Origin of the sequence: Ferrovibrio sp. (genome assembly GCF_964218355.1) — a bacterium.
In the GTDB taxonomy this organism is placed as follows: Bacteria; Pseudomonadota; Alphaproteobacteria; order Ferrovibrionales; family Ferrovibrionaceae; genus Ferrovibrio.
In genome coordinates this window covers 342,046-359,563 of the sequence record NZ_CAXPMC010000009.1, presented here as the reverse complement: position 1 = coordinate 359,563, position 17,518 = coordinate 342,046, and the positions used below count along the sequence as shown (strand labels likewise).

Below are 17,518 nucleotides of genomic sequence, written 5' to 3'. Positions count from 1 at the left end.
CCATGAGCACCAGCGACCAGACCGCCCGCCCCCTCCTCCCGGCACCCGCCATGCGGCTGCTGCGCATGATCGGCCTGCTGCGCGAAAGCCCGGTGGCGATGATCGGCGTCGGCATCATCCTGTTCTGGATTGTCGTCGCCCTGCTGGCGCCGCTGCTGGCCCCCTTCGATCCGAATGCCACCCTGCAGCCCTTCGCCAAGCCCGGCACCGCCTTTGCCGCCGGCGACGGCACCTTCTGGCTCGGGTCCGACCATCTCGGCCGCGATATCCTCTCGCGCATCATCTGGGGATCGCGCACCGTGCTGTTCTACGGTTTCGTCGCCACCGCCTGTGCCTACGGACTCGGCATCGTGATGGGGCTGGCGGCTGGCTTCTACCGGGGCTGGATCGACGAAGTGCTGTCGCGCATCGGCGACATCATCCTCTCCTTCCCCATTCTGGTGCTCTATGTGGTGATCATCGCCACCATCGGTGCCTCCGGAATCAACATCGTTCTGGCCGTCACCTTCGCCTCGGCCCCCGGCATCATGCGCATCGTGCGCGGCCTAGTGCTGGAGATCCGCGAGCGCGATTATGTGGCGGCGGCCAAGATGCGCGGCGAAAGCGCCTGGTACATCATGTTCGTCGAAATCCTGCCCAATGCCCGCGGTCCGCTGATCGTCGATGCCTGCCTGCGCATGGGCTACGTGACCATCACCATCGGCGTGCTCGGGTTCCTCGGTCTCGGCCTGCCACCGCCGGACCCGGACTGGGGCGGCATGATCAACGAGGCGCGCTCGATGGCGCTGGCTTTTCCGCATATGACAGTGCTGCCCTGTATCGCGATCTCATCGCTGGTGCTCGGCCTCAACCTGCTGGCCGACGGCCTGAGGGAGGTATCGCTGCGTGACTGACCGGACCAGCCCCGCCCCTGTCGTCTCGGCCGTCTCGCGGCAGCCGGTTCTCGACCTGCAGAATCTGCGCATTTCGTACTTCACCCGCTCGGGCGAGATCAATGTGGTGCCGGATCTCGATCTGAAGCTCTATCCCGGCGAAGCCATCGGCCTCGTCGGCGAAAGCGGCTGCGGAAAATCGACCATCGGCTACGCCATCATGCGCTATCTCGGCAATGCCGGGCGCATCATGAACGGCAAGGTGATCTTCGAAGGCCGCGACCTCTACGCGCTGGATGACGAGGAACTGCGCCGGCTGCGCGGCAACCGCATGGCCATGGTCTACCAGGACCCGATGTCGAGCCTGAACCCGACCATGACCATCGGCGAGCAGCTGATGGAGGTGCCCATCTATCACGACGGCGCCAGACGCGCGGAAGCCCATGACCGCGCACTGGCCATGCTGGAAGAGGTCAACCTGCCCGATCCGGCCGCGATCATGGAGCGCTATCCGCACCAGCTGTCGGGCGGACAGCAGCAGCGCGTGGTGATCGCCATGGCGCTGATGGCAGAGCCTGCCCTGCTGATCATGGACGAGCCGACCACCGGCCTTGATGTGACCGTCGAGGCGGCCGTGCTCGACCTGATCGCCACCCTGCGCAGGAAGCACAAGACCTCAATCGTTTTCATCAGCCACAATCTGGGTACCGTGGTGCGCATCTGCGACCGCATCGGCGTGCTGTATGCAGGCGAACTGGTCGAGGAAGGACCGATCAAGGAGGTCTTCAACGACCCCCGGCATCCCTATACCCGCGGCCTGCTGAGCTGCCTGCCCAGCCTGGATGCCGACAAGCATTCCGCACCGCTGGTGCCAATCCGCGGCACCGTGACGGTGCCGCGCAACCGCCCGCCGGGCTGCATCTTCGCGCCACGCTGCGAGTTCCGACAGACGGGCCCCTGCACCAGCGACACAATCCGCATGGGTTTTGCCCCGCAATCCGAGCGCCACCGGGTGCGCTGTATCCGCCAGCAGGAACTGCCCGCCGTGCTGGCGCCAGTCGCCGGCACCGAGACTGACGGCCAGCAGGGCACCGTCGCCGAACCGCTGCTCGAAATCGACAACCTGCGCAAATATTACGAGCAGGCCGGTGGCATGGGGTTCATCGGCAGCGAGACCACCGAGGTCAAGGCCATTGACGGCATCAGCCTGCGGGCCCGCCGCGGCGAGACACTCGCCATCGTCGGCGAAAGCGGCTGCGGCAAGTCGACACTGGCCAAGGTACTGACCGGGCTGGAGACGGCCACCGGCGGCAAGGTGACGCTGGACGAAATCGACCTTACCGACATGGGCGTCGACAAGCGGCCCGACGACGTGATCCGCCGGCTGCAGATGGTGTTCCAGAATCCGGATTCGACCCTCAACCCCAGCCACACAGTCGGCTACACGCTGGAACGGCCACTGCGCCAGTTCGCCAATCTTGACGGCGAGAAGCTGAAGGCGAAAGTTCTGTCGCTGCTGAAGGCGGTGAACCTGCCGGCCGAATTCGCCCGCCGCAAGCCGCGCCAGCTGTCCGGCGGCCAGAAACAGCGTGTCGCCATCGCCCGCGCGCTGGCCGGCAGCCCGGAGGTGATCATTGCCGACGAACCGGTCTCGGCACTTGATGTCTCGGTGCAGGCGGCGATCATCAACCTGCTGGCCGACCTGCAGACCGAACGGCAGACCACCCTTCTGTTCATCAGCCACGACCTCTCGGTGGTGCGCTACCTCGCCGACCGCGTGGCCGTGATGTATCTCGGCAAGATCATGGAATACGGCCGGGTCGAGGATGTCTTCGCCCCGCCCTATCACCCCTATACCGAAGCCCTGCTGTCGGCGGTGCCGGTGGCCGATCCGAACGTGAAATCCAAGCGGATCGTGCTGGAAGGCAAGCCGCCCAGCGTGCTGGAACGGCCCGCCGGCTGCCCCTTTGCCACCCGCTGCCACCGCAAGATCGGCGATATCTGCGATGAGCAGCCGCCGCCCGAACAGCGCTTCGGGCCCGGCCACCGCATCGCCTGCCACCTGCCGCGCGCGGAACTGGCCGGCATGGATCCCGTGATCAACACCGGCGCAGCGGCGGAGTAAACCCCGGCAGAAATCCGGCGGCCGGCCTTACCGGTCGCTGTGGTGCGCCTTGGCCTTGATGCCGGCGGCGCGGATGTCACTCAGCGAAGCACGCGGGGTCAGGGCTTCCGGATCGAGTTTCACCTCGATGATCGCCGGCTTGCCGCTGGCCTGGGCGCGGCGGAAGGCTTCGGCGAAGTCTTCCGTGCGTTCCACCGTTTCACCATGGCCGCCGAAGGCCCGCGCATAGGCGGCGAAATCCGGATTGACCAGGGTGGTGCCGCTGACCCGTTCGGGGTATTCGCGCTCCTGGTGCATGCGGATGGTGCCGTACATGCCGTTGTTGACCACCACGACGATGATGCCGGCGCCATACTGGACGGCGGTGGCGAATTCCTGCCCGGTCATCAGGAAGCAGCCGTCGCCGGCAAAGGCCACGACGGTGCGGTCGGGGTTGAGCAGCTTGGCGGCCACCGCCGCCGGCACGCCATATCCCATCGAACCCGAGGTCGGTGCCAGCTGGCTGCTATGCCGGCGGTAGCGGTGGAAACGGTGCACCCAGGTGGCATAGTTGCCGGCCCCGTTGGTGAACACGGCATCGGCCGGCAGGTTGGCGTCCAGCCACTGGATGATCGCACCCATCTGCACCGGACCCGGTGAGATGCCGGGCTGCTGCCAGGCTTCGTATTCGGCCCGCGCCTGCTTCACGGCCGCCGCCCGGCCGGCCACCTTCCCCTTCACCGGCCCCATGGCGGCGAGTGCCGCGGCAAAGGCGGCATTGGAGGCATTGATGGCGAGGTCGGCGGAATAGACCCGGTTCAGTTCCTCGGCACCGGCATGCACATGCACGATCGCCTGCCCCGGCACCGGGATGTCGATCATGGTATAACCGCCGGTAGCCATCTCGCCGAGCTTGGAGCCCATCACCAGCAGCAGGTCGGCCTCCTTCAGGCGCTGCTGCAGCTTCGGATTGATGCCAATGCCGACATCGCCGACATAGCCCGCCCAGTCATTGTCGAGATAATCCTGGCGGCGGAACACCGCGGCGACCGGAACCGCCGAGGCCTCCGCCCAGGCCTGCACCTGGCCACGCACCGCCTCGCTCCAGCCGCTGCCGCCGACGATCATCAGCGGGCATTCCGATGCCTCCAGCATCGTCTTCAGCTGCGCCATCTGCGCCGGACCGGGATGCGCCTCGGCCGGCTGGATCGGGCGGCCATCGGCGCATTCGACCACATCGGTCAGCATGTCTTCCGGCAGCGCCAGCACCACCGGCCCCCGCCGGCCCGACATGGCGACCGAAAAGGCGCGCGCCATGAATTCGGGGATGCGGGCGGCATCGTCGATCTGCGCCACCCATTTCGCCATCTGGCCGAACATGCGGCGATAGTCGACTTCCTGAAAAGCCTCGCGTTCCATCATGTCGCGGCCGACCTGGCCGATCAGCAGGATCATCGGCGTCGAATCCTGGTAAGCGACATGCACGCCGGCCGAAGCATTGGTGGCGCCGGGGCCGCGGGTGACCATGCAGATGCCGGGCCGGCCGGTGGTCTTGCCATAGGCATCGGCCATCATCGCGGCGCCACCCTCCTGCCGGCAGATGACAAACCGCATGGCGTTGCTGTGATCGTGCAGGGCGTCGAGCACCGCCAGGAAACTCTCGCCCGGGACGCCATACATGGTGTCGACGCCATGCAGCTTCAGCTGCTCGACCAAAATCTGGCCGCCACTCCGTTTCATCACGAAGTCGCTCCGTATCTGTCAGCGCTTGATCGGCGCGAACGGCGCCGGCGTCATCAGTCGGGTCTCCTGGGAGGCAAGATTGCCGGCCTCAGCGCTTTTCTGAATGAAAAGCTGCCAGTCCGGATCTGCCTGCATGGCAGCCCGCTTCTTCTCGCGGTCGCCGGCATTCTCATAGGCCCAGATGTGCGTATAGGTGTTCAGCGGCCCCGTTTCCGTCACCAGGAAGGCGAAGGGCTCGCCTAGATGGCGCTTCTGCGGGGTCAGGCCATACTGCTCGTAAAGGTCTAGCTGCGGCTTCAGCCGGCCGGGCCGGCAGGTATAGGTGCGGACATCGAGCAGCATAGCGGTTTCCTCCGGTTATCGCCCCCGGGTCGCTGCCCGGGGCTCTTCCGTATACGATCTTGGCGTCGCCGGGGCAATCCACAGGGCCGCCCGGGAACCCCGCTTCAGCCGCCCGGACAGTCAGTCATGCACACCCAGAAGGCCGCTGATATGACGCACATGCTCCATGAAGGCCGGAGTGGTTCGCATGCTGGTATCCCGCGGCCGTGGCAGGTCGATGCGGATATCCTCCAGGATGGTGCCGGGCCGGCCGCTCATCACCAGAACGCGGTCGGCCAGGAACACCGCCTCGGCAACGCTGTGGGTGATCAGCAGGGTTGCCTTGCGGGTCTCGCTCCAGATGCGCATCAGTTCGACATTCATCTGGTCGCGGGTCAGCGCATCGAGCGCACCGAACGGCTCGTCCATCAGCAGGAAGGGCGGGTCGTAGATCAGCGCCCGGCACAGCGCCACGCGCTGCTGCATGCCGCCCGACAGCTGCCGCGGCCAGGCATCGGCGAAAGCCTCCAGTCCAGCCAATTTCAGCAGGGCCTGCGCCTTGCCGGCATAATCCTTCCGGCGCAGGCCCAGCGCGTCGATCGGAAACATCACGTTGTCGATCACCGTGCGCCACTTCATCAGCACCGGCGCCTGGAACACCATGCCGATATCCGGGGTCGGCTCCGTCACGATCTCGCCGAAGCGCCGCACCATGCCGTCGCTCGGCGGCTCGATGCCGGAAATGATCTTCAGCAGGGTTGACTTGCCGCAGCCGCTGGGCCCGACGATGCAGACGAACTCATGCCGTCCGACCGTAAGGCTGACATCCCGCAGTGCAACAGTGCCACCCGATCGCGAGGCATAGCGCTTGCCAAGCCCCGCGATCTCAATGGCCGGAACCAGACTCTCCGGTTGCGTCATCATGCCGCCTTGGGTTTGCGGCCGGCGGTGACGAAGTCGTTGCTGTACATGTCGGCCGGCGACACCGAACCGGCGAGGTTGAAGTAGCTCTTCATGATCTCGATGGTGCGCGCCATCTTCTCCCTGGACATCGGGCCGATGCCGTGTTCGGCAACTTCGGGCACCAGCAGATGTTCGATGGCGACGTCGAGGCCGGCCCGGGCCAGTTCGCCATCCGACTGCGGATTGTGCTTCAGGAACATCTTCACGGCTTCGTCGCGGTTCTCGATGGCGAAGATCATCGATTCGACCATGGCGTCGTTGAAATCCCGGGCCAGCTTCGGATCATCCTTCAGCACATCGTCGCGGGTCAGGATGCCATTGCTGTAGACATCGACGCCGAACTCCGAGAACAGCACCTGCGAGGCCTGCTTGCCCATCTTGGCGGCGGCAGCCTCGTAGACCGGCATGTTGACGGCATAGTCGCAGGTGGCATCGACCTGGCCCGCGAAAAGCAGCGGCCGCTTGTTGGCGGTCTCGACGGTGACGAATTCGATCTTGCGGAAGTCGATGCCGTTGATGGCGGCGACGGCGCCCAGCGCGGTGCGCACCGAATCGCCGGCATTGGCGGCAATCTTCAATCCTTCGAGGTCTTTCGGGGTCCTGATCGGCGGCTCGCGCAGGCTGGCCACTGTCATCATGTTCTTGTAGTGCACCATCGCGGTCAGCTTGATCGGCATGCCGCGACCGCGCGCCAGTACGGCGGTGCCGGCATCGACAAAGCCGAATTCGGCTCCCTTGGCCGCCACTTTCTGGGCCACATCGGCCGAGCCCTTGCCGGCGTTGAAGGTGACATCCAGGCCACGCTTGGCGAAATAGCCGTTTTCCAGCGCCGGGTAGAACAGCGCATGCTTGGAATAGGGCTTCACGTCGAACAGGAAGGTGACGGCCTTCCGGTCCTGGGCACGGGCACCGGCGCCGATCATCGGCAGGGCGACACCGGCGGCGAAGCTGCCGGCGGCAAGACGGCCGAAGCCGCGGCGGGAAATCTTGCGGGTATCAGTCATGACGTCTCTCCATAGATGTGTGGCTGGCTGGGGCTGGCGGCGACGGCGTTCTGTTATTGGGTTTGATGCCCTGGTTTTCAGTGTCCCTGGCCGAGGACCGGATCTTCCGCCCAGGGCACCGCGCGCAGCTCGATCAGGCGGATCAGCCCGAACAGCGCGAAGGACATCAGGGACAGCAGGAAGATGGCGGCGAAGGCCATGGCGGTGTTGAACTCGGCATTGGCGATGATCAGGGCATGGCCGAGGCCGGCCTCGCTGGACACGAACTCGGCCACCACGGCGCCGATCACCGACAGGGTCATTGCCACCTTCATGCCCGAGAAGACCGACGGCGCCGCATGCGGCAGGCCGATCATCCAGAATTCCTTCAGCCGCGGCGTGCGCAGCACGCGGGACAGCATGATCAGGTCGCGGTCGACCGAGGTCAGGCCCAGCACGGCATTGACCACGACGGGAAAGAAGGCGACCGAGGCGATCACCACGACCTGGAAGGTGAGGCCGAAGCCGAGAAAGATGATCAGCACCGGTGCCAGCGCCACTTTCGGCACACCCTGCAGCAGCAGGATCAGCGGGTAGATGGTCATGCGGAACAGCCGCGAATAGGCGGTGATGGTACCGATCACGATGCCGAGCAGGGTGGCTAGCACGAAGCCCATCAGGGTCGAACGCAGGGTCACGGCGAACTGCTCGACATAGAATGGCCACTGGCTGGCGATTTCCTGCAGCACCGCCCAGGGGGCCGGCACGATGTAGCTGGGGATATCGAAGACGACGGCGGCAGCCTGCCAGAGCAGCAGCAGCGCCAGCAGGGTCAGCAGGCCGGACATGGCGGCGGAGGAACGTGACATCATCAGGCGGGGACTCCGGTCTTGGCATGCCGGGCGGCGAACCCACCGATAACGGCATTGAACTGGTCCGGCTTTTCCAGATAGACGGCATGGCCGGCACCGGGGATTTCGTGCACCGGCGCTTCGGGTCGCAGGACGGCGACGCTGCGATTACGTTCCGGCGGCGTGATGACGTCGGCGCTGCCAAACACGATCTGCAGCGGCAGGCCCGCTGGCAGCCGCGCCACGTCCGTCAGCACATCTCCCTGCGACAGCATGCGCACCGCGCGTGGGTAGCCGTCAGGGCGCACCGCCGCCATGGTGTCGATCACCCGGCGGATCATCGTCTCGTCGGCATCGGGCCCCAGCAGACGCGGTCCGCGTTTCTCGGCCATGCCGCGCGCACCGAGCTGATCGAGATCGCCCAGGCGCTGGGCCACCAGCGTCTCGCGCTCGCTGTCCGGCAGATAGCCCTGCCCTACCGCGATGCTGGCCAGGGCCAGCGACAGCACGCGCTGCGGCCACAGCGCCGCGAACCGCGCTGCCATCAGCGCGCCCAGCGAATGGCCGACCAGATGGCAGGCCGGAATCTCCAGCGCGTCGAGAAAGGCGGCCAGCGCATCGGCATAGATGCCGGCATCGGGGGCCTCTGCGGCCGGCGCGGCGCTGCCGCCATAGCCCGGCGCATCCCAGGCGATCACCCGGAACCGGCCGGACAGGCCATCCAGCTGGTCGGCAAAGGACTGTCCGGCCGAACCGATGCCATGCAGGAAGACCAGCGGCGCGCCGCTGCCGGCCTCATGATAGGTGATCGTGCCGGCCGCGGTGCGGACCTCGCGCGCCCCCGTCATGCCGCGGCGAAGGCCACGGTTTCCGGGGCCGGGCTGCCGACCACCATGGTGAAGCGGGCATCGCCGGCGCCGTCATTGCGGAAGTAATGCGCCCGCCCGGCCGGATTGAAGACCAGGTCGCGGGCGCCGAGCCGCTGTTCGACCACCTTGCCATCCTCTTCCCAGCCCACGGTGACGACGCCGTCGAGCACGAAATAGACATCCTCGACATCACGGCTGTAGGCCTTGATGCCGGCGCCTTTCGGCAGGTGGATCATCTCCATGCGGTAATGCTGCGGCGGCGCGCCGTTCTCGCCGATATAGGTCATGCTGGCAAAGCCGGCATCGTTCCAGACCGGGATGCGGTCGCGGTAGCGGACCAGGTGCTGGGCCAGTTCGCGCTGGCGGAAATCGGCACTGGACGGATCGAAGGCATAGATCTTGTCGGGGCTGCCGGCACCGAAGCGCTTTGCCGCCTCGATGCCCTTGTCGCGCGGATGACAGACATAGACCGGCGGTTCCGGCTTGCCGCTGCCGACCGTGATCTGCATCAGCACCGGTTCGACGCCATCGTTGCGGAAGCCGTGCGGCCGGCCCAGCTTGTTCAGCACCAGGTCGCCAGGCGCCAGCCTGGCCTCGATCACCTCGTCGCCCCAGACCCAGCCGACGGTCAGCACGCCCTGCAGGATCAGGAAATGCTCGACCACCTCGTGCGAATGCGAGGCGGCGAATTTGCCCGGCGGCTGGTGCACCATGCTGAAGGTGAACCGGCCGGCCGGCAGGGTGGCCGGATCGTTGGCCTTGGGCGAGCCGCCGCCGCCGACATAGCGCATCTGGGCGCGGGCGAGTTCGGGAAAGTCACGGCTGGCCGGGAAGGCATCCCAGTCGAAGGTCTTCTCGGTATACCGGCCGGTCAGCGCCTTCATCGCCTGCCCGAGGCCGGACGCTGCCGGCTGCATCTGCGCGAGTGCCATCGCCCTGCTCCCTCTCTGCGCGGCCGCCGGACGGCCCGGACGGCCGTCAAACTGGCGACTCACTACAATGAACGGGACCATGAAAGATCAATGACGTTGCAACCTCAATCAAAATGGACTTAACTTCGAGTTAAGTCCTGCCGTTGAAATGCCTTGATAATCCAATGCCGCTTGAATCCGTCACCGCCCGCCATTTCGAGATCTTCCTGACCATGGCGCTCAGCCGCAACATGGCGGAAGCCGCTGACGCGCTTGGCATTTCCCAGGCCGCCGTGAGCAAGAGCCTGAAGGTGCTGGAGCATGAAACCGGGTTGTCGCTGTTCCGGCTGGCCAATGGGCGCCTGACCCCGACCGCCGAGGCCGAGCGCCTGCTGCCCTTCGCCCAGCGGGCGCTGGACCATCTCGACCGCGCCCGCCGGGCGGCACTGGAATTGCGCGGCGGCGATGTCGGCCAGATCGTCGTCGGCGTCGCTGGCCCGGCCCTGGTCTCGATCATCCCGCCGGCCATCGAGCGCTTCCGCCGCGACTGGCCGGCGACCCGCATCGAGATCCAGATCGACAGCACCCTCAGCCTGCTCGACAAGGTGGCCGGCAACGAGGTCGATATCGGCGTCGGCACCCCCCCGGTGCAGGAGATCGATGCCCGCGTGGTGCAGCTCTGCACCGTGCGCGACATCTGCGAGACGACCCTGGTGGCCGTGCTGCCGAAGGAACACCGGCTGGCGGCACGCACCGTCATCCGCCCTGCCGACCTTGCCGGCGAGACCCTGATCGGCCTGCCCGACAGTTCCGCCACCACCCATCTGATCGCCGCGATGTTCCAACAGGCCCGCGTTGTGCAAGCGCCGCAGATCGTCGCCGCCAATGCCGTCGGAGTCTGCAGCCTGGTGCAGCAGAAGCTGGGGGTCGGGCTGATGAACCCCCTGATGCTGACGCAGGGCATCTTCCCGGGCGTGGTGGCCCGTCCGTTCCGGCCGCGCATCGTGCTGCGCACCTGCATCTACTATTCGCGCCTGCATCCGCCGGCGCCGCCGGTGGCCGCCTTCATCGACTGCATCGGCCGCGCCGCCCGCGCCGTTTCCGCACAGGCCCGCAGCTAGCGCCCGGAAGCTGCGGCGCCGGCCCTTGCACGGCCACCACCTCCTGCCTTAAATCGGCCGGTCAGGGAGGGTTCCGGAATGCAGATCGCGGCACGCATGGCGCGGCTGGGCAGCGAAAGCGCCTTCGAGGTGCTGGCCCGCGCCAAGGCCCTCGAGGCACAGGGCAGATCGGTCATCAATCTCGGGATCGGCCAGCCCGACTTCCCCACCCCGCCCCATGTGGTCGAGGCCGCCGTGAAGGCCCTGCGCGACGGCCATCACGGTTACACCCCGGCCAACGGCATCCAGCCCTTGCGCGAGGCGGTCTGCGCCGAGATCGCGGCCCGCTACGGGCAGACGGTCTCGCCCGAGCGCATCGTCGTCGTGCCCGGCGGCAAGGTAACCATGGCCACCGCCATCGAGATGTTCGGCGAGCCCGGCGCCGAGATCATGTATCCCGATCCCGGCTTCCCGATCTACGAAAGCCTGGTCAACTACACCGGGGCGAAGGCCTGCGGCTATCCGCTGCTGGAAAAGGACGGCTTCGCCTTCCGCGCCGACGACCTGCTGGGCCGGATCACGCCCGCCACCCGGCTGCTGATCGTCAATTCGCCGGCCAATCCCACCGGCGGCGTCGCCCCGGCCGCCGAAGTGAAAAAGCTGGTCGACGGCCTTCAGCGTTTTCCCCATGTCGCCATCATGGCCGACGAGATCTATTCGCGGCTGGTGCTGGACGGCGACGGCAGCTATGCCAGCTTCATCCCCTATCTCGACCAGCTGGCCGATCGCCTGATCATCCTGGAAGGCTGGTCGAAGACCTATGCCATGACCGGCTGGCGGCTCGGCTGGGGCCTGTGGCCGGCGGCCCTGGCCGAACTGGCCACCAAGCTCGCCATCAACACCCATTCCTGCGTCAATGCCGCAACCCAGTATGCCGGCATCGCCGCCCTGCAGGGGCCGCAGGATGCGGTCGAGGACATGCGCCTGGCCTTCCGCCGCCGCCGCGACCTCTGCGTCGCCGGGCTGAACCGGATCGCCGGAATCAGCTGCATCCGCCCCGAAGGCGCCTTCTATGCCTTCCCCAACATCACCGCCACCGGACTGACGGCCCGCCAGATGCAGGACGGCCTGCTGGAGCAGGCCGGGGTGGCCACCATCGCCGGCACCAGCTTCGGCCGCCATGGCGAAGGCTACCTGCGGCTCAGCTTTGCGGCGTCAGATGAGGCAATTTCTGAGGCGCTGCAGAGGATTGCGGGCTTTCTGGTAGAGGGAGCGCAGAAACATTAGGCATTTTTCTGCCTATTATTTGACCTTTCTGCTTACTTATGGGTCAAATGAGGGGCGAAAGATACCCACAGGACCCCTGCCCAGGCGGGAATCCAGCGGGTTAAGGCCTGGTTAAGTCTGGCATGGCCCGTGCATAACCGAGGCAGACTTGCAATCCGGGCAATCCCTTACCGACCAAAGCGTTGTAGGACCCATGAAAAAAATCGAAGCCATCATCAAACCGTTCAAGCTGGACGAAGTGAAGGAAGCGCTGCACGAGATCGGCCTGCAGGGCCTGACCGTGACCGAAGCCAAGGGCTTCGGTCGCCAGAAGGGCCATACCGAGCTGTATCGCGGGGCCGAATATGTCGTCGATTTCCTGCCGAAGGTGAAGATCGAGGTCGTGCTGGACGACGGCATGGTCGAGAAGGCCGTCGAGGCGATCACCCAGGCGGCCCGCACCGGGCGCATCGGCGACGGCAAGATCTTCATCTCGACCGTCGAAGAGGTCATCCGCATCCGGACCGGCGAAAAGGGTTCGGAAGCGGTCTGACGGCGGGCAGAGTCTCCCCCGCCATCCACGACTCTCCGTGAGTATCTCCAACCAGGGAAGAAGCAGCAGGAAAAACAGCCATGGCTGATGCAAAAACCGTAGTTAAGAAGCTGAAGGAAGCCGAGACCAAGTATGTCGACTTCCGCTTTACCGATCCGCGCGGCAAGTGGCAGCACGTCGCTTTCGACATCGGCATGTGCGACGAGGATGCCCTGAAGGAAGGCATCATGTTCGACGGTTCGTCGATCGCCGGCTGGAAGGCGATCAACGAGTCCGACATGCTGCTGATGCCGGACCTCGACAGCCTGACCTTCGACCCGTTCGCCGCGCAGACCACCGCCGTGCTGTTCTGCGACGTGCTGAACCCCGGCGAGGGCACCCCCTACAACCGCTGCCCGCGCGGCATCGCCAAGGCGGCGCAGAACTACATCAAGTCGGCCAAGGTCGCCGATACCGCCTTCTTCGGCCCCGAGGCCGAGTTCTTCGTGTTCGACGACGTCCGCTTCAAGACCTCGATGAACGAGACCTACGTCTACATGGACGACATCGAAGGCGCGTACAATTCGGGCAAGGTCTACGAAGGCGGCAATATGGGCCACCGCGCCCCGATCAAGGGCGGATATTTCCCGGTTGCCCCGCTCGACCAGGGCGGCGACCTGCGCTCGGAAATGCTGTCGACCATCGCCTCGATGGGCGTTTCGGTCGAGAAGCACCATCACGAGGTGGCGAACAGCCAGCACGAGCTGGGCATCAAGTTCGACACCCTGCTGAAATGCGCTGACGGCATGCAGATCTACAAGTACTGCGTGCACAACGTCGCCCATGCCTGGGGCAAGACCGCGACCTTCATGCCGAAACCGGTCAAGGGCGACAACGGCTCGGGCATGCATGTCCACCAGTCGCTGTGGAAGGGTGGCAAGCCGCTGTTCGCCGGCAACAAGTATGCCGGCCTCAGCGATCTGGCCCTGTACTACATCGGCGGCATCATCAAGCATGCCAAGGCGCTGAACGCCTTCACCAACCCGCTGACCAACAGCTACAAGCGCCTGATCCCCGGCTTCGAGGCTCCGGTGCTGCTGGCCTATTCGTCGCGCAACCGCTCGGCTTCCTGCCGCATCCCGTTCGGTGCCGGCGAGAAGGCGAAGCGCGTCGAGATCCGCTTCCCGGATCCGGGTGCCAATCCGTATCTGGCCTATGCCGCGATGCTGATGGCCGGCCTCGATGGCATCAAGAACAAGATCCATCCGGGCGACCCGATGGACAAGAACCTCTACGACCTGCCGCCCGAGGAACTGAAGAACGTTCCGCAGGTCTGCGGCAGCCTCCGCGAGGCGCTTGAGAGCCTGGATGCCGATCGCGACTTCCTGAAGGCCGGCGGCGTGTTCACCGACGACTTCATCGATGCCTACATGGAGCTGAAGTGGGAAGAGGTGTATGCCTTCGAGCATACCCCGCACCCGATCGAGTTCTCCCTGTATTATTCGGTCTAAGGACTTCCCTGGACGCACGGCCTCGGCCGCGCATCCAACGGGCCCCGCCGGTTTCCTGCCGGCGGGGCCTTTTCTTTATTGCCGCCGCCGGGACCTGCCCGCCATGGCTGTCAAGACCAAAGCGGGTCTTGATTCCGCCCCCGGCCGCGACCACACTCCGCCGCCATGAGCACCCCCTCCCCATCGGCCGTGACCCTGCCGCGCGGCTCGTCTCCGGTCAGCCTGGCGCCGATCCTGTTCTTCGTCGGCGCGGTCAGCTGCTGTTTCGGCATCGCCATGCTGGCGCCGGTGCTGATCGACCTCGCCGACGGGCACGAGGATTACCTGATCTTCCTGGTCTGCGCCGGCGGCACCCTGTTCGTCGGCGCCGGCATCGCCATCGCCACCTATGACCGCAGCCAGCAGATCAACCTGAATGAAACGCTGCTGCTGCTGCCGCTGACCTGGATCACCGCCAGCGTGGTGGCCGCCCTGCCCTTCATGCTGTCCGACCTGCAGCTGCCGCTGGCCGATGCCCTGTTCGAATCGGTCTCCGGCCTGACCAATACCGGCTCGACGGTGGTGAAGGGCCTCGACGGCCTGCCGCGCGGCCTGCTGCTGTGGCGCTTCCTGCTGCAGTGGATCGGCGGCTTCGGCGTGGTCACCATTGCGGTGCTGGCGCTGCCGTTCCTGCGCATCGGCGGCCTGCAGCTGTTCAGCCTCGACCTGTCACCCAACTCGACCAAGTTCGTGCCGCGCATCACCGAGGTGGTGACCCAGATCGGCGTCATCTACATCGCGCTCACCGTCATCTGCGCCGCCTGCTACTGGCTAGCCGGGATGACGCCCTTCGATGCCATCGGCCATGCCATGACCACGCTCGCCACCGGCGGCTATTCCAGCCACGATGCCAGCCTCGGCTTTTTCCAGAGCGCCGCCATCGAATGGATCGCGGTGGTGTTCATGATCATGGGCGCGATGCCCTTCGGCCTCTATATCGCCACCATCTACGGCCGCACCGATGCGCTGCTGCGCGACGACCAGGTGCGGCTGTTCCTCGGCATCATCCTCGGCGCCGTTCTGCTGGTCGCCCTGTGGCGGATGATCGAGCATGGCGCGAGCCCCGGAACCGCGATCCGCGAGGCCGCCTTCGCCACGGTCTCGACCATCACCACCACCGGCTTCACCGCCTACGATTTTTCGGCCTGGGGCGGCTTTGCCGAGGCGGTGATGCTGCTGCTGATGCTGATCGGCGGCTGCAGCGGTTCCACGGTGGGCGGAATCAAGGTGTTCCGCATCCTCGCCATGCTGAAGCAGCTGCGCGCCCAGCTGCACCGGCAGATCTATCCGCACGGCACCTTCCGCGTCACCTTCAACGGGGAGAACATCCCCGAGGTGATCCGCGTTGCCATCGCCAGCTATGTGTTTATCTACCTGCTGCTGCTGACCGCGCTGACCCTGGCCATCGCCTTTTCCGGCCTCGATTTCCGCGAGAGCCTGGGCGCCGCCGCCACGGCGCTGGGCAATAACGGCCCCGGCCTCGGACCCAATAGCGGCCCCTGCTGCACCTTCGCCGAGGTGCCGACCCCGGTGAAATGGCTGATGTCCTTCGGCATGCTGGCCGGCCGCCTCGAAATCCTCGTCCTGCTGATCCCGTTCAGCCGCGCCTTCTGGCGCAACTGACCCGCCCCGGAGGTTCCGTCATGGCCCATGTCTTCACCCCGACCGCCGGCACCGCCACGGCGGCGCCGCGCGACCTGCCGAACCGGCCGGCACTGGACAGCGATATCGTGCGCGAGGCGCGGCTGGATCTCGCCGCCTGCTTCCGCACGGCGGCGCGGCTGGGCCTGCACGAGGGCATCTGCAACCATTTCTCGGCCATGCTGCCGGGCTATGACGACCTGTTCCTGGTCAACCCCTACGGTCTCGCCTTTGGCGAAGTCACGGCCTCCAGCCTGCTGGTCTGCGATTTCGACGGCAATGTGGTGGCCGGCAGCGGCGCCCCGGAGGCCACCGCCTTCTACATCCACGCCCGGCTGCATCTGCGGCTGCCGCGCGCCCGCGTCGCCCTGCATACCCACATGCCTTACGCCACCGCACTGAGCATGACCGCGGGCGACCCGCTGGTCTATGCCGGGCAGACGGCCCTGAAATTCCGCGGCCGTGTCGCCGTCGACCCGGACTATAACGGGCTCGCACTCGACACCGGCGAGGGTGACCGTATCGCCGCCGCCATCGGCGATGCCGATATCGTGTTCATGAAGCATCACGGCGTCATGGTGCTGGGCGGCAGCATCGCCGAAGCCTGGGATGACCTCTACTACCTGGAGCGCGCCTGCCAGGTGCAGTGCATCGCCGAGAGCACCGGCCGCAAGATCCTGCCGGTGCCGAGCGCGGTTGCCGAACAGACGGCGCGGCAGATGCGCGCGGGCGACGATGCCTCGGCGCGCAGTCATCTCGCCAGCCTCCGCCGCCGCCTCGACCGCGAGGAGCCGGATTATCGCCTGTAGCCTGCCGCAGGTGTGACCGGGGGGCGCAAGAATATTGGCGTATGCGTGTACGCCACCGGCCACCCCATGCTCATCTATTCTGCTAGGAATCCTGTTCGGCACCGGCTAGAGAATCTCTCGTCGCCGATGCGATGCATGAGATAACAGCCCGACAGGACAGCAGATGACGATCATCAGACACGCCGGCCTTCCTGTCCTTGCCTGCCTGCTTCTCATCATCGGCTTCATGCCTCCGGCGGCGGCGCAGGGCCGGTTCCTGGTACGGCCCGACCACAATCCCTATGTCATCCCCGTCATCGTGAGGGGCACGACCGCCGGCGCGAGCGTCAAGAAATTCACGGTGGCCATCCGCTACGTCCTGAATCGCCAGGCGATGTGCACCGGTGTTCTGGTCGCCCAGAACTGGGTGCTGACGGCAGACCATTGCGTGGAACGCGTGGACAAGATTCCGCGGACAAGCATGTATGTTGCGTTCAATGCCGTATACAGCGCCGCAGACAGGTACACCATCAGCAAATACGTGCCCTTCACCAGCCACGATGTCGCGATGATCAAGCTGGATCGCGATGCCGCAGCCCCGGCGGCCCCGATTGCCATCGACTCCGGCCCGATTTTCAATGACAAGGATGCCCAGGGCGCCGGCTGGGGACTGACCCTGCGGGATGGCAGCGCCGAATTCCTGTCCAAGCAGCTCCTGATGATCGATACGCCGCTGCGCAACGAAATCCAGGGCGGCTTGTGCTACGATGACGAATTCCTGTGCGGTTATTTTACCAATCAAAGCGCCGGCCCGACTTCGGCGGACAGCGGCGGGCCGCTCTTTTACAACGATGCCGGCGATGTCAAACGCCTGGTGGGCATCTTCAACAAGTTCGAGCAATACCAGCACCCGCTGACCGGCGCGCCGCTGCTGATCATGAAATACACCCGCGCCTCGGTCTTCGGCGACTGGGTCCGGCAGACCATCAACGCAAACTGAGCTTGCGCGGGGCCGATATTCCGG

Annotated in this window: 16 protein-coding genes; 9 read left to right on the top strand and 7 right to left on the bottom strand. The window is 65.8% G+C overall.

The window, feature by feature from the left end:
* Positions 1-2 precede the first annotated feature (2 nt).
* Entirely contained in the window at positions 3-893 is an 891-nt protein-coding gene (locus tag ACEQZY_RS05790) for an ABC transporter permease (RefSeq protein ID WP_341702858.1), read from the top strand.
* Positions 886-2,997 carry a dipeptide ABC transporter ATP-binding protein gene (locus tag ACEQZY_RS05785; protein ID WP_370152934.1) on the top strand — a complete coding sequence of 704 codons (2,112 nt, stop codon included), beginning with the start codon at positions 886-888 and terminating at the stop codon, positions 2,995-2,997. The genes ACEQZY_RS05790 and ACEQZY_RS05785 overlap by 8 nt, the downstream gene beginning before the upstream one ends.
* A 27-nt stretch (positions 2,998-3,024) precedes the next feature.
* On the opposite strand, the gene ACEQZY_RS05780 is transcribed toward ACEQZY_RS05785, so the two are convergent.
* From ACEQZY_RS05780 to ACEQZY_RS05750, 7 genes are all read right to left on the bottom strand, one after another.
* Positions 3,025-4,716 (bottom strand): thiamine pyrophosphate-binding protein, encoded by a 1,692-nt coding sequence (locus ACEQZY_RS05780; RefSeq protein ID WP_370153130.1) that lies wholly within the window; start codon positions 4,714-4,716, stop codon positions 3,025-3,027.
* A gap of 21 nt (positions 4,717-4,737) precedes the next feature.
* Complete coding sequence (locus ACEQZY_RS05775; protein WP_341702860.1) at positions 4,738-5,061, bottom strand: NIPSNAP family protein; 324 nt, start codon at positions 5,059-5,061, stop codon at positions 4,738-4,740.
* A 120-nt stretch (positions 5,062-5,181) separates the two neighbouring features.
* Positions 5,182-5,964 carry an ABC transporter ATP-binding protein gene (locus ACEQZY_RS05770; protein WP_370152932.1) on the bottom strand — a complete coding sequence of 261 codons (783 nt, stop codon included), beginning with the start codon at positions 5,962-5,964 and terminating at the stop codon, positions 5,182-5,184.
* Positions 5,961-7,007: an ABC transporter substrate-binding protein gene (locus ACEQZY_RS05765; protein WP_370152930.1), complete on the bottom strand. Its 1,047-nt coding sequence runs from the start codon at positions 7,005-7,007 to the stop codon at positions 5,961-5,963. Before ACEQZY_RS05765 ends, ACEQZY_RS05770 begins: the two co-directional genes overlap by 4 nt.
* Positions 7,008-7,084: 77 nt before the next feature.
* Positions 7,085-7,858, bottom strand: coding sequence for an ABC transporter permease (locus ACEQZY_RS05760; RefSeq protein WP_341702863.1), 774 nt, complete (start codon positions 7,856-7,858; stop codon positions 7,085-7,087).
* The gene (locus tag ACEQZY_RS05755; protein WP_370152928.1) at positions 7,858-8,685 is read right to left on the bottom strand and encodes an alpha/beta fold hydrolase; all 828 of its coding nucleotides are present in this window, start codon (positions 8,683-8,685) and stop codon (positions 7,858-7,860) included. Before ACEQZY_RS05755 ends, ACEQZY_RS05760 begins: the two co-directional genes overlap by 1 nt.
* The gene (locus tag ACEQZY_RS05750; RefSeq protein ID WP_341702865.1) at positions 8,682-9,638 is read right to left on the bottom strand and encodes a cupin domain-containing protein; all 957 of its coding nucleotides are present in this window, start codon (positions 9,636-9,638) and stop codon (positions 8,682-8,684) included. Before ACEQZY_RS05750 ends, ACEQZY_RS05755 begins: the two co-directional genes overlap by 4 nt.
* A 164-nt stretch (positions 9,639-9,802) precedes the next feature.
* Here ACEQZY_RS05750 and ACEQZY_RS05745 point away from each other — a divergent pair, with 164 nt between their 5' ends.
* The 7 genes from ACEQZY_RS05745 to ACEQZY_RS05715 all read left to right on the top strand — a co-directional run bounded on the left by ACEQZY_RS05745 (position 9,803) and on the right by ACEQZY_RS05715 (position 17,494).
* Positions 9,803-10,738, top strand: a complete 936-nt coding sequence (locus ACEQZY_RS05745) for a LysR family transcriptional regulator (protein WP_370152926.1) — start codon at positions 9,803-9,805, stop codon at positions 10,736-10,738.
* A gap of 78 nt (positions 10,739-10,816) precedes the next feature.
* The gene (locus ACEQZY_RS05740; protein WP_370152924.1) at positions 10,817-12,004 is read left to right on the top strand and encodes a pyridoxal phosphate-dependent aminotransferase; all 1,188 of its coding nucleotides are present in this window, start codon (positions 10,817-10,819) and stop codon (positions 12,002-12,004) included.
* 193 nt (positions 12,005-12,197) lie between these two features.
* Positions 12,198-12,536: a P-II family nitrogen regulator gene (locus ACEQZY_RS05735; RefSeq protein WP_341702868.1), complete on the top strand. Its 339-nt coding sequence runs from the start codon at positions 12,198-12,200 to the stop codon at positions 12,534-12,536.
* A gap of 80 nt (positions 12,537-12,616) precedes the next feature.
* Positions 12,617-14,026 (top strand): type I glutamate--ammonia ligase, encoded by a 1,410-nt coding sequence (glnA, locus tag ACEQZY_RS05730; RefSeq protein ID WP_341702869.1) that lies wholly within the window; start codon positions 12,617-12,619, stop codon positions 14,024-14,026.
* Between the two features lie 165 nt (positions 14,027-14,191).
* Positions 14,192-15,688 (top strand): TrkH family potassium uptake protein, encoded by a 1,497-nt coding sequence (locus tag ACEQZY_RS05725; protein ID WP_341702870.1) that lies wholly within the window; start codon positions 14,192-14,194, stop codon positions 15,686-15,688.
* A gap of 20 nt (positions 15,689-15,708) precedes the next feature.
* Entirely contained in the window at positions 15,709-16,515 is an 807-nt protein-coding gene (locus ACEQZY_RS05720; protein ID WP_370152922.1) for an aldolase, read from the top strand.
* A gap of 163 nt (positions 16,516-16,678) precedes the next feature.
* Positions 16,679-17,494, top strand: coding sequence for a trypsin-like serine protease (locus tag ACEQZY_RS05715; RefSeq protein WP_370152920.1), 816 nt, complete (start codon positions 16,679-16,681; stop codon positions 17,492-17,494).
* Positions 17,495-17,518 lie beyond the last annotated feature (24 nt).